The sequence below is a fragment of the Domibacillus sp. 8LH genome, from assembly GCF_038806185.1.
Classification (GTDB): domain Bacteria; phylum Bacillota; class Bacilli; order Bacillales; family Domibacillaceae; genus Domibacillus; species Domibacillus indicus_A.
The window spans coordinates 116,711-137,082 of sequence record NZ_JAVJNG010000003.1 but is presented as its reverse complement, the minus strand read 5'-3'; the positions used below and the strand labels follow the sequence as shown (position 1 = coordinate 137,082).

The window sequence follows — 20,372 nt, the reverse complement described above, 5'->3', positions numbered from 1 at the left end:
TTACGCCTCCATTAGTAAAAGTTCTGGGTTGTTTAACAACCGTTTAATGTGATTCAACGCATTTTGTGCAGTCGCTCCGTCAATCATACGATGATCAAAGCTCAATGATAATGCTAACACAGGTGCCGCTACAATTTCACCATTTTTTACAATTGGTTTTTCAGCAATGCGTCCAATACCCAAAATTGCTACTTCTGGATGGTTGATAACTGGTGTAAACCATTGTCCGCCGGCAGAACCGATATTGGTGATTGTGCAAGATGCGCCTTTCATTTCTGCAGGAGCCAATTTGCCGTCACGTGCTTTTACAGCAAGTTCATTGATTTCGTTAGAGATCGCAAACATTGATTTACGGTCTGCATTTTTCACAACTGGTACCATCAAGCCTTTTTCAGTATCAGCTGCGATACCGATGTTGTAATAGTGCTTATGAACAATTTCGCTTGTTGTATCATCGATGGATGTGTTAAGCGCAGGGAATTCACGAAGCGCACTTGTCAAAGCTTTTACAACGTATGGAAGGAACGTTAATTTCACGCCTTTTTCCGCCGCAATATCTTTGAACTTTTTGCGGTGTGCCCACAACTCGGTTACTTCTATTTCGTCCATTAGAGTAACGTGTGGTGCTGTATGTTTTGAGTTGACCATCGCTTTGGCAATTGCTTTGCGGATGCCGCTCATTTTTTCGCGTGTTTCTGGGAACTCGCCTTCTGGAATCGCTGCTGCCGCTGCTGGTTTTGACTCTTCTTTCGCTGCTGGAGCTTCTTGTTGTACAGCTGCTTCAGCTTGTGCAGAAGTGTTCGCACCGCCGTTCACAAATGCATCAATATCTTCTTTCACAATACGGCCGTTTTTACCGCTGCCTGCTACTTGAGCGATGTTTACATTTTTCTCACGTGCGTATTTACGTACAGATGGCATTGCAATGATGCGGCGGTTCGGGTCTACTTCTTCCTGTGTTTGAGCCGGGCCTGTGTGAATAGGACCTGTAGACTCTTTCGGCGCTTCTTCAACAGGTGCTTTATCAATGTTTTGACCGCCTTCTAAAGAAGACTGAACTTGCGCTTCTGTTTTTGCTTCGCCTTCGTCGCCGTGATCGTCGCCTTTGAATTTCAAATCTTCGTATCCGGGAGCGTCAAATTTGATTAATGTATCGCCAACGATTGCTGTAGTGCCCTCTTCAACTAGTACTTCTTCTACTGTACCTGCAACTGGTGATGGGATTTCAACAACTGCTTTATCGTTTTGTACTTCGCAAAGTACGTCATCTTCCGCTACTTTGTCACCTGGCTTTACAAACCACTTGACGATTTCACCTTCGTGAATACCTTCACCGATGTCTGGTAATTTAAATTCAAATGCCAATGCATTCAGCCTCCTAATAATTGAATTTTGAAAAGGAGGCACTGCCTCCTTTTCATGAATTAAGTATGATTAAAATTGAAGAACTTTTTTCGCTGTTTCGATAACATCTTTATGGTTTGGAAGCCATACACCCTCGGCTTGTGAGAATGGGAATACAGTATCCGGTGCTGCTACGCGCAGAACAGGAGCTTCCAGGCTTAAAATTGCACGATCGTTGATTTCTGCTACAACGTTCGCTGCAATACCGCCTTGTTTTTGCGCTTCTTGAACAACGATAGCGCGTCCTGTTTTCTCAACTGAAGCGATGATTGTTTCGATATCAAGCGGCTGGATCGTACGAAGATCGATTACTTCAACAGAATGTCCTTCTTTTTCAAGCGCTTCTGCTGCTTTAAGAGATTCATGAACCATTGCGCCGTACGTAATGATTGAAAGGTCTGTACCTTCACGTTTTACTGCTGCTTTTCCAAGAGGAATTGTGTATTCTTCTTCTGGCACCTCTTCACGGAATGAACGGTACAATTTCATGTGCTCTAAGAAAATAACCGGATCGTTGTCACGGATAGCAGAGATCAAAAGTCCTTTTGCTTCGTAAGGAGTAGAAGGAATAACTACTTTTAAACCAGGCTGCTGTGCTACCAATCCTTCTAAGCTGTCCGCATGAAGTTCTGGTGTGTGAACGCCGCCGCCAAATGGAGAACGGAACGTTACAGGAGCAGAATAAGTTCCGCCTGAACGGTAACGCATACGTGCAAGTTGTCCGTTGATAGAATCCATTACTTCGTAAACAAATCCGAAAAACTGAAGCTCTGGTACTGGGCGGAACCCTTCTAAAGCAAGACCGACAGCTAAACCACCGATTCCAGATTCTGCAAGCGGCGTATCGAAAACGCGATCTTCCCCGAATTCTTTTTGAAGGCCTTCTGTTGCACGGAATACGCCGCCGTTAACGCCGACGTCTTCGCCGAAAACAAGGACGTTTTCGTCATTTTTAAGCTCTACGCGCAAGGCATCCGTAATCGCTTGAATCATTGTCATTTGTGCCATGGCTTACTTCGACTCCTTTTCAGTGTAGATTGCATATTGTTCTTTTAAGTTTGCTGGCATTTCTTCATACATATTTTTCATAAGGTCTGTTACTTTTTGTTTTGGCGTTTCATCCGCTTTTTTGATCGCGTCTTTGATTTCTTCTTTCGCGCGTTCAATTACTTCTGTTTCTTTTTCTTCGTTCCATAGACCTTTTGCTTCTAAGTATTTGCGGAAGCGAACAAGTGGATCTTTTTTCTCCCACTCTGTATCAAGGTCAGATGTACGGTAGCGAGTCGGGTCATCACCGGCCATTGTATGTGGACCGTAACGGTAGCAAAGTGTTTCGATCAATGTTGGACCTTCGCCGTTGATTGCACGCTCACGCGCATCTTTAACAGCTGCATACACCGCAAGTGGATCCATACCATCAACAAGAACAGATGGAATACCTGCTGCAATCCCTTTTTGAGCGATTGTTTTCGCTGCTGTTTGTTTTTCACGCGGAGTTGAAATCGCGAATTGGTTATTTTGAACGATAAAGATCGCTGGAGCATTGAATGCACCGGCAAAGTTGATTCCTTCGTAGAAATCACCTTGTGATGATCCGCCGTCGCCTGTATATGTAACAGCTACTGCTTTTTTACCGCGTTTTTTAAGTCCTAGAGCCACGCCGGCGTTTTGCACGTATTGTGCACCGATAATGATTTGTGGAGACAAAACATTTACGCCTTCAGGTGCCTGGTTGCCTACGTAGTGACCGCGCGAGAACAAGAATGCTTTCCATAATGGAAGGCCATGCCATACGATTTGCGGAACATCACGGTATCCTGGCAAAATCCAATCTTCTTTTTCAAGAGCATACTGGGAAGCAATTTGCGATGCTTCTTGTCCAGCTGTTGGTGCGTAGAAGCCAAGACGTCCTTGACGGTTTAATGAAATAGAACGCTGGTCAAGTACGCGTGTGTATACCATACGTGTCATCAATTCTTGAAGTTCTTCATCTGAAAGCTTTGGTGCTGCACTTTCGTTTACAATTTTTCCTTCTTCATTCAAAACTTGAACCATTTCAAATTGCGTTTCAATCGACTCAAGCGTTTTTTGCGGATCGAACTGAGTTTTCTTTGGACTCATGGTTGTCACCTTTCCTTTCTTTATTTGTCATGCGGCTGTTTTCATTTATAATGACCTGTACCAGTTATTTTTTATAAATCACTAATACAATTAAAAGCTTCGGTTAATAGTGTATAATAACCGTGTTCATACGTCAATTCAAAAAGAATTTTTATAATTATCCTTTAAACCACTGCTTTCACGCGCTCTGTACTAGTGTTTCTGTTTAATCTGTACTATAAAAAGAAAGCGCTTTTTTAAGCTGTTATACATTACATTTTTTACCCCTTTCCCCTATTCCCGGTTTCCAAAGCGTAAAACAAAAAATCGCTTCATTAACATTTTGCACAGTTTTTGATAAGATAAATACACTAAAAGCGAAAAAGGAATGAAACCATATGATTAAAATGAATGACATCGTGCGGGAAGGCGATCCGGTTCTTCGGGAAAAAGCGAAAGAAGTGTCGCTTCCTGCTTCTGAAGAAGACAAAGCTATTCTCGCTTCACTGATTGAATACGTAAAAAACAGCCAGGATCCCGAAATAGCCGAAAAATACGGGCTGCGCCCCGGTATTGGTTTGGCTGCACCGCAAATTGGTGTTTCAAAACGGATGATTGCTGTCCATGTAAATGATGAGAATGGAAACCAGCTCAGCTATGCGCTGTTTAACCCGAAAATTGTCAGCCATTCTGTTGAAAAAGCTTATTTAACAAGCGGTGAAGGGTGCTTATCCGTTGATCGTAACGTTCCGGGTTATGTACACCGCTATGCAAGAGTGACAGTAAAAGCGGTTACATTGGAAGGGGAAGAAGTAAAGCTGCGTTTAAAGGGACTTCCTGCTATTTGTATGCAGCATGAAATAGATCACTTAAACGGCGTTATGTTTTATGATTATATCAATGAAAAAGCGCCTTTTCAGATTGAAGAGAACGCACAGGCAATCGAACGCTGAGCAGTCTAATAGAATATGTCGATCTCTTTTCATTCCGACAGCCATATGATAAAATGGCAGTGAGGAGTGATCCACAATGTTGAAGAAGCTGAAAAAAAAGCTCGCAAAACAGTGGAAAGATCTGCTTAGAAGAAAATCAATCGCATAATTTAGAATGGTTAAGCCCTTCCGTTACGAAGGGCTGTCTTTATGTATGAAACAAAAAGATGTTCTTTCGTGTCAAAACATCGTTCTTTCTATATAATAAAAACCAAGACCACTTAATAAGACGCAGCATTAAAAACGAGAAGAACCGCTTTTATGGCGGTTTGTATATATTAAACCGGAATAAAGGAGAGAAAATCATGATTTTCAAAGTGTATTACCAGGAAGACCGTTCTGAAGTGCCCGTTCGGGAAAAAACAAAAACCTTATATGCGGAAGCGCAAACAGAACGTGAAGTACGCCACGCATTAAAAAGCCGCCCATATAATATTGAGTTTGTTCAAAAGGTAACTGACAACCACCTTGAGTATGAGAAAAAGTCTCTCGACTTTAAAGTGGAGCAGCTGTAAAGCATGAAATTTGTAAAAAATGATCAAACTGCAGTTTTCGCCCTCGGCGGTTTGGGCGAAATCGGCAAAAACACTTATGCCGTCCAATTTCAGGACGAAATTATTTTAATTGATGCAGGGATTAAGTTCCCTGAAGATGAGCTTCTTGGAATCGATTATGTGATTCCAGATTATTCCTATCTTCAAAAAAATGCCGATAAAATTAAAGGCTTGTTTGTTACACACGGCCACGAAGACCACATCGGCGGTATCCCTTACCTGCTCCGGGTCGTAAATGTACCGGTGTACGGCGGGAAGCTTGCACTTGGTCTTCTGCGCAATAAACTAGATGAACACGGCCTTTTGCGCCGCGCCCGTCTTCATGAAATCGGCGAGGATGACATTATCAAGTTCCGGAAAACATCCGTATCCTTTTTCCGGACAACCCATAGTATTCCAGACTCTTATGGTGTTGTAGTCAAAACACCGCAAGGCAATATCGTGCACACAGGTGACTTTAAATTTGACTTCACTCCTGTAGGAGAGCCGGCCAACTTAACGAAGATGGCGGAAATCGGCAAGGAAGGCGTTCTTTGCCTCCTGTCTGATAGTACAAACAGTGAAGTGCCTAATTTCACGATGTCTGAACGGAAAGTTGGGGAAAGCATTCATAATGTGTTTCGAAAAGTACAGGGACGCATTATTTTCGCTACTTTTGCTTCGAACATCCACCGCCTCCAGCAGGTCGTTGATGCAGCTGTTGAAGACGGCCGAAAAGTCGGTGTGTTTGGGCGCAGCATGGAAAATGCGATTAATATCGGACAACAGCTCGGCTATATCCGCTGTCCGAAAGACACGTTTGTCGACACTCACCAGTTAAATAAATTACCGGCGAACAAAGTAACAATTTTGTGCACAGGCAGTCAGGGTGAACCTATGGCGGCACTGTCACGCATCGCCAACGGATCTCACCGTCAAATTCAAATTCAGCCGAATGATACGGTCGTTTTTTCTTCCTCGCCGATTCCCGGCAACAATGTAAGTGTCAATCGAATTATTGATGCTTTGTCCCGGGCAGGAGCAGACGTTATTCACGGCCCATTAAATGAGATCCATACATCCGGGCACGGAAGCCAGGAAGAGCAGAAATTGATGCTTCGCTTGATTAAGCCTAAATTTTTCATGCCGATTCACGGTGAATACCGGATGCAGAAAATGCACTGCCAGCACGCGATCGACTGCGGTGTTCCGCCGGAAAACTGCTTTATTATGGATAACGGCGACGTATTGGCCCTGTCAAAGGACGAAGCGCACGTGGCTGGACGCATTCAATCCGGCTCCGTTTATATTGACGGAAGCGGCATTGGCGACATCGGCAACATCGTGCTTCGTGACCGCCGCATTCTTTCAGAAGAAGGCCTTGTGATTGTAGTCGTAAGCATCAACAAAGAAAAAAATAAAATCGAAGCAGGCCCTGATATTATTTCGCGCGGATTTGTGTATATGCGTGAGTCGGGCGATCTTATTTACGAAGCACAATCGATGCTGAATCGCCATGTAAAGCAGCTTCTCAATAACAGCACCACTCAATGGTCTGATATTAAAAATGAAATTACCGATACTCTTTCACCTTTCCTTTACGAGCGGACAAAACGCCGCCCGATGATCCTGCCGATCATTATGGAAGTGTAACAAAAGAAAACGCGCTCCTGCTTTTAGGAGCGCGTTTTTTCGGAGGTGTCTGCTATCATTCAGGTAAAGAGCCAGTCCCAGTATGCAGAAAATATTAAAAAGAACTATCGTTCATCCGCCTGCGGACCCGTCACAGTTTCGGTTATTTTAGATTATTGGGGATATTCGTGTACAGCAAACGATTTATATAAAAAGCTTGGTGCTACAAAAATAGGTTTATCCCGCTTTTTAATGGTTCGGAGATTAAAAAAACTACTCGGCAACGACTGGCGTGTTAGTTCCTCAAACCGGATTGATGAAGTGATTCACGAGCTCGATCACGGCCGGCCCGTTGCCGCAAAATTTGACAAGTATTTCACCCTCCGCTTTTTTGCCAAGCCTTTGTTTGCGTATCATTGGGTCGTGCTGACAGGATATGAAATCCAGCAGGGGCGTGTTTATTTGTTTCTGCATGATCACGGTGCTCCTGGACGAAAAAGCAGGATCCGCCGCATCTCATTTGAAGATCAGGCACACATCCTCCGTTTTGTGCTTGTTTCGCCAAAAAACCCTCCACTTTGAGTGGAGGGTTTTTTTCAGTGATTCATTTTTCTCTGGAATCGGTCAATGTCTCTATCCGCACCGATAATAATTAAAATGTCGCCTAAATGAATAGGCTCATTCGCCTGTGGCGACACGATAATTTCTTTTCCCCGTTTAATTGCTACGATATTAATCCCGTAAAGAGCCCGAATATCAAGGTCAATCAATGTATTGCCGGCAAGCGATTCATTGGCAATAATTTCGGCGATGGAATGCTCATCGGAAAGCTCTAAATAATCTAATACGTTGTTTGAGACGATATTATTGGCAATCCGCCGTCCCATATCACGTTCCGGGTGGACAACCTGGTCTGCGCCGATCTTAATCAGCACTTTTTCATGATAATCATTTTGTGCCTTGGCCGTAACTTTTTTAACGCCCACTTCTTTTAACATCAGCGTCGTTAAAATACTGGACTGAATATCATCTCCAATAGCGACAATCACATGATCAAAATTTCGAATGCCTAGGCTTTTTAAAACCGATTCATCTGTCGTATCTGCGACAACAGCATGAGAAGCAATCGAAGTAAACTCATTTACACGATCCTCGTCTTTATCGATCGCCATTACTTCCATTCCTTGTTCACTCAGCTCCCGGCAAATGCTGCTTCCGAATCGACCGAGTCCAATAACAACAAATTCCTTTTTCATGATTCTTCCCCCGCTGTCAACGTTAAATAAAAGGTTTTGCTCTGACAGTTTACCACGAAAGGCCTTTAATTGCTTCCTTTCTTATTTTCCTGCCCTCGCCATACACTCACTCTTTCTTACGAAAAGAAACAAAGAAAAACCGGCTGGCGCCGGTCACCTGCTTTATTTTGTTTTGGACGTTTCACCGAGAACACGATTTAAACGCTTCTCAAGCATTTTCAGCCCGCTTCCTCCTGCTTGAAAGTGACGCAGCCGGCCTTCTTTATCGAAAACATAATAAGCAGGAACATATTGATTGTTAAATGCTTCTGTAAGTGTATGTTCACTGTCAACAAAAATCGGCTGTGTGATTCCATGTTCTGCTGCTGCCGCTTTAATCTCTTCCAAGTCCAGATCATCCTCCGAAAGAGGCATGTGTACAGCCAGAACATTTAATGTATCCTTGTAACCATCACGGAATTTGTTGATGTTTGGCATGGCTTCTTTGCATAAGTGACAGCTTACCGACCAAAAATGAATGAGGGTTGGCTTTTCGCCAATTAACTCACTTGTAGACACTTTCCCGTTCAGCCACTTTGTTGCACCATTAAGCTCTGGCATTTGCTCTTTTAATTTCATCCGTCCACACCCCTTTTCTAATAGTATAGACACATCAGGGCCTAACGGTGTATCAAGCCCTGGTGAGCATTACAGATTAAAGGGGTTTTTGTGGTTTCGTTTTCAGTTTGGAGGGCAAAGCCGGCTCACTTAAATGGAGCGCTTTGTAAGATGGTTGGTCCTTTAAAAATGCTCAGCGGCTGCCCAGCTGCTCAAAGTAACCGCTGATAAATGAGATTGCCGTTTGGATCGCCGTCTCATCCGGGTTTAATTTTGCGTGATGAAGGCCATACTCCGATCCGACACCAAGCCAAAACATAAGACCTGGAATTTCTTTCAGCATAAAGCCAAAGTCTTCTCCTGTCATGGCTTCTCGTGCCTGCACGAATTGGATATCTGGCTGCTGCATTGCAAATTGAATAAAGCGGCCCGTCACTTCCGGATCATTATACACTTGATAATAGCCGCTGCCGCAGTCGATTTCTGTTTCGCAGTCAAACGCCGTTTCTATCCCTTTTAAAAGAGACTGAACCCGTGCCTTTGCTTTTACCATTGCTTCTGGTGAAAGCGTGCGGATGGTGCCTTCCAGCCTTGCATGGTCGGCGATCACGTTTTGCACAGTGCCGGCCGTCATTTTCCCTACCGTCACCACAGCACTATCAAGCGGGTCAACGTTTCGGGAAACGATAGACTGGAGCTGTGTAACAAAGTAAGAGGCCGCTACAACCATATCCTTTGTTTCGTGCGGGTAAGCAGCATGGCCGCCTTTGCCGCGAATATCAATAAACAGCTCTGACGTATTCGCAAATAAAAGGCCTGGCTTCGTGGAAATTGTGCCCGCCGGATGCTCCGGCGCAATATGAAGTGCATAAATTTCATCCGGCAGCCATGCGCGGAACTCTTTCGATTCCATCATCGGCTCGGCTCCTCCTGGTCCTTCTTCTGCCGGCTGAAAAATGAAAACTAAATCGTCATCAATCGGATGAGAAGCAAAATGAGTAACCACGCCAAGTGCAATGCTCATATGCAGATCATGGCCGCATGCGTGCATACGCCCTTCGTGTGTTGAAGCAAATGAAAGGCCGGTCTGCTCGGTAATAGGCAGGCCATCGATATCTGACCGCCATCCGATTGTTTTAGATGGGTTAGACCCGTTTATTTTTACAAGAATGCCTGTCCGCCATGTTTGAATTTCCATCCGCTCCTGCGGAAGTGATTTTAAATACTCCAGCAAATAAGCCTGCGTTTTGAATTCTTGAAATCCGAGCTCTGGAATTTGGTGCAAATCACGTCGAATAGCTGTAAATTGGCTCATTTCTTTTCCCCCTTTTTAGAAAAAGAACGCGCGAGCAGCTGCCCACGCGTCCTTATGATTACCGCTTTTATAGTTTGCGGAGTTCCTGCATGATTTCTGTTTTTGATTTTGTTTTATCATCGATCTGTTTAATCACGCGTGCTGGTGCTCCAACTGCAACAGAGTAAGGCGGGATATCTTCTGTAACGATCGCGCCTGCAGCCACGACAGAACCTTCGCCAATACGGCAGCCTTCAAGCACAACCGCATTTGCCCCGATTAAAACGTTGTCTTCTAAAATAACCGGTGAAGCAGAAGGCGGCTCAATCACACCCGCTAACACAGCGCCTGCACCAACATGGCAGTTTTTACCCGTTGTCGCACGCCCGCCAAGAACCGCATTCATGTCGATCATCGTTCCTTCGCCAACTACTGCTCCAATATTAATAGAAGCACCCATCATAATAACGGCATTGTCGCCGATTTCAACTTGATCGCGGATCACAACACCCGGCTCAATACGTGCTTTAATGTTTTTCATATCTAAAAGCGGAATCGCAGAGTTGCGGCGGTCATTTTCCACTACGTAATCAGTGATTTTATCCTTATTTTGCTCAAGTGCCTCAGACACTTCTGCCCATTCACCGAACACAACAACAGATTTGCCTTCGCCAAATACTTTTGCTGATTCGCCAAAGTTAATGCCTTCTACGTCTCCGTTTACGTACACTTTTACCGGTGTTGATTTTTTGCTGTTTCCGATAAAAGCAATAATTTCGTGTGCATCCATCATTTTCATAAGTATGTATTCCTCCTGGTCAATCTGTTTTTTCTGCTATTACTGTATCAAAGCAGCGCCACTTTCACAAGCGATTTTCTTCTGATTGTGCCATAAAAAGCTCCACTGTTTCGACAAATGCCTGCACTTGACGAAGTTCGAAAGCGGCATCATAGCCAAGAAGCCACGTATCGCGCTGAATCGGTGCCCCTTCACGGTCAAGAAGCGGAATTTGAAAAAGATCGTGTTCATGATTCGCTAATGTAATAGCTGGCAAAATCGCGTACCCAAGTCCATTAAACGCCATCTGCCGGCATGTTTCGATTTGGTCTACCACAATTGAGCGCTTTGGCGCCATTTGAAAACGACTGTGCCACCATTCTTGTATTTCCTGATAGTAGCTTGAGTCACTTTTGAATTGAATAAACGGTTTGTCGGTGGAAAGCACATCTTCCACATTCTGAATATCTTTATCGACTAAATAAAGCGGATCTTCAAACAAGTGAATTTTTCGCCCTTTCCATTCCGGCGTTCCACGTATAATGCCAACATGTACATCCCCTTCATAAAGCGCTTTGACAATTTCGCTGCTCCAGCCGGTAATCAGCTGAATTTTGGCGTTGGGATAGCGTTCTACGTACAGCTTTAGTACTTTTGGCAGCCAGTTTTGACCGACGATGGTAGCGCAGGCGATTTTCAATGTTCCATGTACCTGCGGCTCAAGCAGCTGCAGCTCTTCCAGGAGACGCTCTCTTTTCTCCAGGGTTTCTTTTGCGTATTCCACAATCCTCTCACCTGCCGGCGTTAAAGAAAGCCCTTTTGTAGAACGGTTAAAAATTTTAACCCCCCACTCTTTTTCGACTGTCTGCAGGCGCTGGGAAAGAGCCGGCTGAGAAACAAAAAGCCGCTCTGCTGCTTTTCTCATATTCATTTCCTCTGCAAGAACGGTCAGCAGGCGAAATTCTGAAACAGACATCCCGTCACTCTCCTTTCTTTAAAAACAAAAGCAGAATAAATGAAAGGACCGCAAATAGGAAAACGACAAAATAAACCGCGTGCAGGGAAGAAGTCAGCCCTTCTCCTAAAATAGCGCGGGCGGAAGCCGGTATATCTCCTTCTCCGCCGAGGAGCTCATTCACGGAGTTAACGCTCAGATTATCTGCTCCGCTTTTGCCTGCCAAATAAGCGGACAACTGGCTGTTTAGTACACCGCCAAGCAGCGCTGCCCCTATAGCATTGCCGATATTTCTCATAAACATATTGGCTGCCGTCGCAGCTCCTCTTTCATGCCAATCGACCGCGTTTTGTATCGAAATAATAAAAGCAGTCGAGGTCAAACCCATTCCCACTCCTGTGACGAAAGAAGAAGCGGCTGCCCACCAGGGGCCTAAATCCGGTGTCATGAACATAAACATTAAGCCGCCGGCTAACAGTGCTGCCCCGCCAATTAGAGTTGTAGCACGGTAGCCAATGGAATGAAGAAGGCGGCCGGATAAAGAGGAGGCAATCGGCCAGCCGATTGACATAGCGGTCAGCGTGAACCCGGCGATCGTAGCACTTTTCCCCATCACACCCTGTACATAAGTCGGCAAAAAAGATGAAATGCCGATGAGCATAATACCGGTCGTTAACGATACAAGGTTGGCAATTAAGATTGGACGCACCTTCCATAAATGAAAAGGCACAATAGGAGACGGCGTACGCCGTTCGTGCAAAGCAAAAAGACAAAATGAAACGGCTCCAAGCACCAGCAGCGGACCTGTATGAGCTGTGTTGCCTGCTTCAACCAACCAGTACATAAACGTTGAAATTCCTACTAAAAAAAGCACCGTTCCGATATAGTCGATATCCGGCTTTTTCTTTTCTACTTTCTCATGCAGGAAAAGGCCAAGCATGATCATCGAAACAACACCAAGAGGTATGTTAATCCAAAATACCCAGCGCCACGATACATATTCTACAAGCAGGCCGCCAAGGGCCGGCCCGGAAACGGCCGAAATGCCCCACACACTCGACAGATAGCCTTGAATATGTGCCCGCTCTTCCTTGGAATAAATATCGCCGACAATGGTCGTGGCAATGGGCATTACTGCACCGGCCCCCACTCCTTGAATAAAGCGAAAAAGAATCATCTGCTCCATTGAGCCGGCCAGTCCGCAAAGAATAGAACCGGCCAAAAAAATCGTCATACCCGCAAATAAAACCGGCCGCCGGCCAAAGATATCCGATAGCTTTCCATAAATTAAAACAGTCGCTGCGTTCATAAGCAAATAAGCAGAGAACACCCAGCTATACAGCGAAAAACCACCAAGCTCCGCTACAATATCCGGCATAGCCGTTGAAACAATTGTTGCTTCGATCGCTCCCATAAACATGGCCAGCATCACCGCCGCCAAAACGAGAGGACGCTTTGTTTGTTTTGGTTTCAACCCTTTCACCCCAAATTCAATAAAAAAGATCCGCCGCCTGGCGGATCTTTAATTTAATCCATCAACATAATAATTCAGCTGCTTTAAAATGACCCGTCTCGTTAATATACCCTCAAAATGACCTTCTTCATCAGTTACACATAAAAAAGGATGATTAATAAGCTGTCCAAGCGCTTTTCGGAAGTGATCATGAACCGTTAATCTCGGTTTATCAACGGCCATCACATCCTCCACTTTCAGCTCATCAAGTCGCTCAAACTCAATACGTTCAAGACCGAGAAGCGCTTCCGTAATCATAGGAATGCTAATCAGCCCTTCAAGACGGTATTTGGTATCCAAAACCGGAATAGCCGTGTAACCACTTTTCGTCAGAATCAGCAATGCATGCTCCAGACTGTTTCCCCGCTGGACAAATGCCACTTTCTCTCCCGGAATAATGTAATCCATAATATTTGTCTGCAGAACGTCTTTGTTTCTGAAGGAGATCATCGGTGTTCTTCCTTTCTGTTTTGTAAGCGCTTTACTTACCTTCCATTATAGCAAAATGCCTGTAGCCTCTACTAGAGAAACGAGCCGTTCTTCTTCAAAAAGATCCGGCCCTGGCCGCCTGCTGTTACCCTTGTGCTTCCTGCTTCGCTTCTTGAAGAAGTTCAAAAATTTCGATTGCTGTCATATCAATATCATCAAAAGGATACTTACTTCCTTTTCCGTCCTTATCATACACTTCAAGTTCGAACGTGTCTTTATTTGGGAAATATTTTACCTGGCAGAGTGTTTTACCGTTTAATTCAAACAAGCGCTGCTGTACTTCTCCCTGCTCTCCGCCTTCCTGCAGTGATTTAAGGCGCTGTACGATTCCAACTAATTGTGACATATATTGTCGACCCCTTTCTTTCGTTAACCATTTAGTAAGCACAAGAAATATACCATACATCCCTGCTTTAATCCAATATTTTTGCCCTCTTTTTTCACAATCTACAAATAAAAAAGACGCCAAAATCAGCGCCCCTGCAGCCATACAATTGCAATAATTCCAAGAAATATGACAAACATCGCGATAAATAGCCAAATGACCGGATTCAACCCATATGGATGCTGGCGAACCGGCTTAGAATTGGCTGTATCCCGAATGCCAAAAGCGCCGGACCGTTTCATCAATCTGGCAGTCCAAAGCAGGCCGCCAAGCAGAACAGCAGCTGATAATAGAATCCAAGCTTCCATAAGCATCCCCTTTTATGCCAGGATACTTCCATTGTGCCCGGATTCCTCCAGCTTCATACGTTAATAGAGCAATCCATCCTGGTCGTATAAATAAGCATATGGAATATCAAAAAATAAATATTCGTGCTCATTCACCGGGTAGGAAAATGTTCGGATGGTTTCTCCTGTTTCAAGATCATTATACAAATCAGAGATTAAACCGCCGCCGTTTTTATTCATCCGGACAATGTTTTCAAGAAAATAAGGGCGCCAGCTCCAATTCTTGTTTAAATATTCCGGCTGAAAAATCCATTGGCCATCCCTTTTAAAGTAGTTTGGTGTTAATTCAAAACCGTTCTCATCACATATATATAACCGGAAACACATTTCATTAAACTCCCTGGCGATATCTTCGAGGAGCTTTTCTTTCGGGGCTGATTTCGATCTGGAAATGATAGCACTCAGTCCGCTTTCCAGCTGGTCCGCCAGCGCATATACGCTGCTGAGCGCCTGTTTTTCATACGTAATAAACCGGCTGCATTTTTCCCTTAGCATTTCTTTTTGCCCGTCAGGCTGGGCAAAATCGGGCGTAGGCTCCGATAAGTAAAAGCCTTGATAATAACGCCCGCCGTTTTTCCAGGCATACTGAAGCTGATACTCTGCTTCCACGGTTTCAAACAGGAGCGAGGCACCAATTTTACGGGCAAACATTGAAAGGGAATAAACGATATTTTTATAGGTCTGGTCACTGGCGTCTTTTCGAAGGGCCTGCAGGCTTATTTTTAAAATATCAGGTGATGAGCCGGCAAAACGGCGAATATCTCCGTCCACGTCCACTTCCCCTATATGATCAACGGCAAGCCGAATCCCGAGTGTTTTATAGTAGCGAAGAACATTATCAAGCGATTTGCTGTAATCCGCTTCCGAGATCTCCAGCACAATCTGCTCATACCTTAATCCTTTTTCGGTATATTCGTCTAAAATAGCCAGAAAAGATTCGCCGTAATCCTCAAGCAGTCCGGCTGCCCGCCGGTTTACAAACAGCATTTCGGTTCTGCCGGCTTTCAAAAAAGCATCGAGTGCTTTTCGTATAATGACATCTTCTACTTCACAACGGTAGTCATCCGGTGTATCTTCATCATGGAAAAAGTGTCCGAGACTATGGACCGTCTCTCCTTCTATGTAACGGCCTAACACTTCATACCCAATAATTTTATGTTCATCAGCGCTGAAGATCGGCTGGTAATATGGTACAACACGATCCAGATGACTCATAATTTCCAATGCATCCATGAAAACCCCCCATTCCGTCCAATCGTTTATTATTATACATGACTTTTGTTTATTATGCTGTTAATTCAAAGAAGCCCGGCACAGAAACGCGCCAGGCTACATCATATGCCGGCGGGCAAAATCGACGAATCGAAATTTATCCGGCCGGTGTCTTGACTCCGTATACTGAAAAAGGCTCGCATTATCTAAATAAACGTAGTTGCGCACCACAGCAATATGTGAACAACCATTCATGTCAAGAAGGGCAGTGTCTTCTTCTGTGCAGGGCTCAACGGTTATTTCCTTTTTAGCAAAACTGATCGTTAAACCGAGTTCTTCTTCAATGTAAGCATAAATCGATTGTCCGCATATCTCTTCTGTCAGAGAGGGAACATGCTTTTTCAATAAAAAATCCTTGTCCAAAATAACACGTTCCCCATCAAAAACACGCGTCCGGGTCACTTTCCATATCTCTTCCTTTGGACTGCATTGAAGCTGATGCTGCAAATATGGCTCAGGACGAATTAATGCAAGCTCTTCTACATCTGTATGAATGGCTGCGTTAAGCCCTTCTGCCAGCTCTTTAAAGCTGACAAGCCCCGAAAACGGAAAGCTTGCACGGCTCGTGTCAAGAACGACGGAGCCTTTGCCGCGCAGCTTTTGAATAAAACCATTTTGCGAAAGAAGTGTCAGCGCTTTTCGAATCGTTTCCCTGGATGTTTCATAGCTGGCGGCCAGGTCATTCTCTGACGGAATAAGCTCACCCGGCTGAAAAACACCCGTTTTTATTTTCTCAACCAGCTCTTCATAAATATACTTGTATTTATTGATTTTCATCTTGGTTCACCTGCATACTGTCATTCCCTCCACTATAACATAAAATGGATTAGTTAAACAGACGGTACACGGTGCTTTCATAAGGCGTTAATGTCCGGTTTGAGAGATGCGCAGGAGCTTCTTTCTCATTTGACAGAACAAGCGATGAACGCTTGCCTTTCAATTCTTCAGGTACAACGAATGGCACGGGGCGGCCATAAAAATTATTGATGACGATCCATGCTTCTCCCTTGTATTCTCTCATATATACAAACAGCTCAGGGTGGTCGCTCATAAGCAGCCGGTAGCTTCCTTCACGCATCACCTTTTCCTTTTTCCGGAGCTCAATCAGTGTTTTGTAATGATAAAAAATAGAGTCTTGGTCTTGTTGTGCGGCTTCCACATTAATTTCTTTATAGTTTTCAGCCGTTTCAATCCATGGAGTGCCGCTTGTGAAGCCGGCATTTTTTCCGCTGTTCCACTGAACAGGCGTCCGGCTGTTATCACGTGATTTTTGCTTTATAATCGTCATGATGTCTTCTTCTGCCATTCCCTGGGCGTGCATTTCATTGTACATATTCAAAGACTCCACATCACGATACTGCTCAATCCGTTCAAAATGAGGATTTGTCATTCCAATTTCTTCGCCTTGGTAAATATAAGGGGTTCCTTTCATAAAATGAATGGCGTTTGCCAGCATCTTCGCTGACTTCACCCGGTATTCTCCGTCATTTCCATACCGGCTTACAATACGCGGCTGGTCATGGTTACACCAGAACAAGGCATTCCAGCCTCCGCCTTTATCCATTTCCTGCTGCCAGTCTGACATAATCCCTTTCAGCCACAAAAAATCAAACGGAGCGGCTGTCCATTTTTCTCCTCCAGGATAATCCGCTTTTAAATGATGGAAATTAAAGGTCATCGCCAATTCATGCGAATCCGGATGAGAATAACGAATGCAGTGTTCAATGGTTGTAGAAGACATTTCACCTACCGTTAACAGATCATATTGAGAAAACACGTTATCATTCATCTCACGTAAAAACTCGTGAACCCGCGGGCCATCTGTGTAAAAGCGCCGCCCGTCTCCTTCGAAATCATCTGGGAAAGATTGATCTTTGGAAATAAGATTAATGACATCAAGACGGAAGCCGTCGATCCCTTTTTGAAGCCAAAAATGCATCATTTCATATAGATCACGGCGAACTTGTTCGTTTTCCCAATTTAAATCGGCCTGCGTACGATCAAATAAATGCAGATAATACTGGCCGCGCTTTTCATCATAAGCCCATGCTGATCCGCCAAATTTTGACTTCCAGTTGTTTGGCGGACCTCCGTTTACTCCGTCTTTCCAAATATAATAGTCCCGGAAGCGGCCGTCAGCTTCTCTCGACTGCTGAAACCAGTTATGCTCGGTAGAAGTGTGGTTAACAACGAGGTCCATGACAATTTTGATCTCCCGATTATGGGCTTGCTCGAGCAGCTCTTCCACGTCAGCCATTGTTCCGTATTCCGGGTTTACCGCATAATAATCGCTAATGTCATAGCCGTTGTCTTTTTGTGGAGACGCATAAATGGGTGTCAGCCACAGCACATCCACCCCGAGGTCTTTTAAATAATCCAGCTTTTCAATAATGCCCCGCAAGTCGCCGACTCCGCTGCCGTTCGTATCATTAAAGCTTTTCGGATAAATTTGATATACAACACTTTGTTTCCACCATTGTTCATTCATAACGTAAGCCTCCTAATAGAAAAAAGGGCAAAAGCGCCCTTTATTTTTGTTTCGCAAATCGTGAAAAAATAAATGTGAGAATGATTGGCAGAACGATTACAATGACCATGCCGATCAAAAAGGATGTCATTCCTTTACTGATAACGAGAAAGCCTGGAATGCCTCCGACGCCAATCGTACTAGCGAGAACACCATTTACCGAGATAAACATACCGGCAATGGCGGAGCTGATCATAGCAGCGATAAAAGCATACCGGAAGCGGAGATTTACCCCGAATATAGCCGGCTCTGTTACACCGAGAAACGCAGACAGTGCTGATGTGTAAGAAAGACCTTTTAAACGGTCTTCCTTTGCTGAAAGCCCAATCGCTAAAGCAGCAGCACCCTGTGCAATGTTAGAAAGAGCAAGCATCGGCCATAAAAACGTGCCGCCAAGCTGAGAGCCGACCAGCTGCAAATCAACAGCTAAGAAGGTGTGGTGCATTCCTGTGATAACAAGCACGCTGTACAGGCCGCCGTAAATTAAACCGCCTAAAAGCGGTACGGTGTCAAAAATATAAATAACCGCATCTGTGATGGCATTTCCAACGATAAACATAACCGGACCGATTAAAATAAAAGCGGCAAATCCGGTAATAAGAAGAGCAACCGGTGCTACAACGAGCAGCTGAATGCCTTCAGGAACTCTTTTTGTTAAGAAAACTTCAATTTTTGCCAGTAAATAGGAGGCAAATAAAACAGGCAGGACCTGTCCCTGGTAGCCGATTTTTTCAACCGTCAGCCCCAAAATATTCCAGGTTGGAATTTCTCCTGCTTTTTCTGCTTCACCGTATGCCCAGGCGTTCAATAAATCGGGATGAACGAGAATTAATCCCAGCACAATCCCTAAAAGTGGACTGCCGCCAAACCGCTTCACGGCTGACCATCCGATCAAGGCAGGCAGGAAGGTAAACGCTGTATTCGCAATCAAGTTGATAACGTTTGCAATGTCCGCCCACTGAGGATAACGCTCGATTAACGATTCCTCAAAGAAAATGCCGGGACCGGTTAAAATATTATTCAGTCCAAGCAGCAAGCCGGCTGTTACAATGGCCGGTAAAATGGGTATAAAAATATCAGCCAATGTTTTAATCGCCCGCTGCAGCGGATTTAAATTGGATTCTGATGCTCTTTTTACATCATCTTTAGAAGATTCTCCAATACCGGTTTGGTCAACTAAATCCTGATACACTTTGTTGACGGTACCCTGGCCAATAACAACCTGATACTGTCCGTTGGCTGCGAAAGATCCTTTGACTACATCAATTTGTTCGAGTTTTGCTGTATCGACTTTGCTGTCATCTTTTAACGCAAAACGCAGCCGTGTTACACAATGTGTAACTGCACTAATATTATCACGTCCGCCGACTGCCTCTACAATCTGCTCCGCTTGTTTTGAATATGCACCCATTGTTACAGCCCTCCTAATCTTGTATATACATCTTAATAAGACTTTACCACCTGTATATACATGTTGTCAACAAACAAGGAAGCGATTCCAAAAAAAAGCAGCCCTATCGCCGCTTTTAAAAAGGAAAGCGATTTAACCACTGTCCGCCATCTATTGTAATACATTCGCCATTTATATAAGCAGCGTCTTTCGAACACAAAAAAAGGGCAAGAGAAGCGACTTCCTCGGGCGTCCCAAGCCGGCCCAGCGGTACGCTGTTCAGCGTCCGCCGGGCTGCTTCTGATGACTCCCATAGTTTTTCAGCCCCTCCTGTCCGCTCAATTGGACCGGGAGCGATCGCATTAACACGTATTCCATACTGATAGCCCCATTCAACTGCAAGAGTACGTGTGAGAGACAGTACACCTGCCTTGGCAGCAGCCGAATGTGCAACTTTGGCTCCTGCATTCCATGCATAAGCAGCAGCCATGTTAATGATTAAACCGTTGCTTTTTCGTGTAATCCAATAGTTTCCTGCAGCGTGTGAACAATAAAAGGTTCCGTTTAACACAATGTCTATAACAGCCTGCCATCCATTTGGCGTCAGCTTTTCTGTGGGACAAATAAAATTACCGGCAGCATTATTAATGAGCACATGGATCGAGCCAAACGCCTGATCCGCCTTTTCCATCAGCTGCACAGCTTCTTCAGGACAGCGTACATCCATAGCCACTGTTAAAAGCCGGTCGTTTTCTCCGCTTATTTCATTTTTAGCCGCCCTTAATTTTGCTTCGTTTCGTCCGCAAATGACTACATTGGCTCCTTCCTCAAAAAAACGCCGGGCCATATATTTTCCCATACCGCTTGATCCGCCCGTTATGACGACCGTCTGGTTTTTCATGTGTTTT

The 20,372-nt window shown here is 44.5% G+C and carries 21 protein-coding genes; 4 read left to right on the top strand and 17 right to left on the bottom strand.

What is annotated here, in order from left to right; translation table 11 throughout:
- From RG959_RS07150 to pdhA, 3 genes are all read right to left on the bottom strand, one after another.
- A complete protein-coding gene (locus tag RG959_RS07150; protein ID WP_342796541.1) occupies positions 1-1,365 on the bottom strand; it encodes a dihydrolipoamide acetyltransferase family protein in 1,365 nt (454 codons plus the stop codon).
- 69 nt (positions 1,366-1,434) lie between these two features.
- Entirely contained in the window at positions 1,435-2,412 is a 978-nt protein-coding gene (locus RG959_RS07145; RefSeq protein ID WP_251270367.1) for an alpha-ketoacid dehydrogenase subunit beta, read from the bottom strand.
- Between the two features lie 3 nt (positions 2,413-2,415).
- On the bottom strand, positions 2,416-3,525 hold the full coding sequence (gene pdhA, locus RG959_RS07140) for a pyruvate dehydrogenase (acetyl-transferring) E1 component subunit alpha (protein WP_242232173.1): 1,110 nt from the start codon (positions 3,523-3,525) through the stop codon (positions 2,416-2,418).
- A gap of 377 nt (positions 3,526-3,902) precedes the next feature.
- Between pdhA and def the strand changes: the two genes are divergently transcribed.
- The 4 genes from def to RG959_RS07120 all read left to right on the top strand — a co-directional run bounded on the left by def (position 3,903) and on the right by RG959_RS07120 (position 7,243).
- Positions 3,903-4,457, top strand: coding sequence for a peptide deformylase (gene def / locus RG959_RS07135; protein WP_342796540.1), 555 nt, complete (start codon positions 3,903-3,905; stop codon positions 4,455-4,457).
- 344 nt (positions 4,458-4,801) lie between these two features.
- Positions 4,802-5,011 (top strand): DNA-dependent RNA polymerase subunit epsilon, encoded by a 210-nt coding sequence (locus tag RG959_RS07130; RefSeq protein ID WP_342796539.1) that lies wholly within the window; start codon positions 4,802-4,804, stop codon positions 5,009-5,011.
- Between the two features lie 3 nt (positions 5,012-5,014).
- Positions 5,015-6,682 carry a ribonuclease J1 gene (rnjA, locus tag RG959_RS07125; RefSeq protein ID WP_242232176.1) on the top strand — a complete coding sequence of 556 codons (1,668 nt, stop codon included), beginning with the start codon at positions 5,015-5,017 and terminating at the stop codon, positions 6,680-6,682.
- A gap of 45 nt (positions 6,683-6,727) precedes the next feature.
- Complete coding sequence (locus RG959_RS07120) at positions 6,728-7,243, top strand: C39 family peptidase (protein ID WP_342796538.1); 516 nt, start codon at positions 6,728-6,730, stop codon at positions 7,241-7,243.
- 14 nt (positions 7,244-7,257) lie between these two features.
- Here RG959_RS07120 and RG959_RS07115 read toward each other — a convergent pair whose 3' ends face one another.
- The 14 genes from RG959_RS07115 to fadH form a co-directional block, all read right to left on the bottom strand.
- Entirely contained in the window at positions 7,258-7,917 is a 660-nt protein-coding gene (locus tag RG959_RS07115) for a potassium channel family protein (protein WP_242232178.1), read from the bottom strand.
- A 162-nt stretch (positions 7,918-8,079) separates the two neighbouring features.
- Complete coding sequence (locus tag RG959_RS07110) at positions 8,080-8,535, bottom strand: TlpA disulfide reductase family protein (protein ID WP_342796537.1); 456 nt, start codon at positions 8,533-8,535, stop codon at positions 8,080-8,082.
- Positions 8,536-8,707: 172 nt separating this feature from the next.
- Positions 8,708-9,829, bottom strand: coding sequence for an N-acetyldiaminopimelate deacetylase (locus tag RG959_RS07105; protein WP_342796536.1), 1,122 nt, complete (start codon positions 9,827-9,829; stop codon positions 8,708-8,710).
- 67 nt (positions 9,830-9,896) lie between these two features.
- On the bottom strand, positions 9,897-10,607 hold the full coding sequence (dapD, locus tag RG959_RS07100; RefSeq protein ID WP_242232181.1) for a 2,3,4,5-tetrahydropyridine-2,6-dicarboxylate N-acetyltransferase: 711 nt from the start codon (positions 10,605-10,607) through the stop codon (positions 9,897-9,899).
- Positions 10,608-10,671: 64 nt separating this feature from the next.
- Entirely contained in the window at positions 10,672-11,562 is an 891-nt protein-coding gene (locus RG959_RS07095) for a transcriptional regulator CcpC (RefSeq protein WP_342796535.1), read from the bottom strand.
- Positions 11,563-11,566: 4 nt separating this feature from the next.
- A complete protein-coding gene (locus RG959_RS07090) occupies positions 11,567-12,970 on the bottom strand; it encodes an MDR family MFS transporter (protein WP_483298857.1) in 1,404 nt (467 codons plus the stop codon).
- A 93-nt stretch (positions 12,971-13,063) separates the two neighbouring features.
- A complete protein-coding gene (cbpB, locus tag RG959_RS07085) occupies positions 13,064-13,504 on the bottom strand; it encodes a cyclic-di-AMP-binding protein CbpB (protein WP_342796533.1) in 441 nt (146 codons plus the stop codon).
- A 124-nt stretch (positions 13,505-13,628) separates the two neighbouring features.
- A complete protein-coding gene (locus RG959_RS07080) occupies positions 13,629-13,889 on the bottom strand; it encodes a YkuJ family protein (protein WP_046179710.1) in 261 nt (86 codons plus the stop codon).
- A 125-nt stretch (positions 13,890-14,014) separates the two neighbouring features.
- Positions 14,015-14,236, bottom strand: a complete 222-nt coding sequence (locus RG959_RS07075) for a hypothetical protein (protein WP_342796532.1) — start codon at positions 14,234-14,236, stop codon at positions 14,015-14,017.
- Between the two features lie 60 nt (positions 14,237-14,296).
- Complete coding sequence (locus tag RG959_RS07070) at positions 14,297-15,508, bottom strand: EAL domain-containing protein (RefSeq protein WP_342796531.1); 1,212 nt, start codon at positions 15,506-15,508, stop codon at positions 14,297-14,299.
- Between the two features lie 96 nt (positions 15,509-15,604).
- On the bottom strand, positions 15,605-16,324 hold the full coding sequence (treR, locus tag RG959_RS07065; protein WP_342796530.1) for a trehalose operon repressor: 720 nt from the start codon (positions 16,322-16,324) through the stop codon (positions 15,605-15,607).
- Positions 16,325-16,373: 49 nt separating this feature from the next.
- Positions 16,374-18,035 (bottom strand): alpha,alpha-phosphotrehalase, encoded by a 1,662-nt coding sequence (treC, locus tag RG959_RS07060; protein ID WP_342796529.1) that lies wholly within the window; start codon positions 18,033-18,035, stop codon positions 16,374-16,376.
- Positions 18,036-18,075: 40 nt separating this feature from the next.
- Positions 18,076-19,485, bottom strand: coding sequence for a PTS system trehalose-specific EIIBC component (gene treP, locus RG959_RS07055; RefSeq protein WP_342796528.1), 1,410 nt, complete (start codon positions 19,483-19,485; stop codon positions 18,076-18,078).
- A gap of 115 nt (positions 19,486-19,600) precedes the next feature.
- A complete protein-coding gene (gene fadH, locus RG959_RS07050) occupies positions 19,601-20,365 on the bottom strand; it encodes a 2,4-dienoyl-CoA reductase (protein WP_342796527.1) in 765 nt (254 codons plus the stop codon).
- Positions 20,366-20,372 lie beyond the last annotated feature (7 nt).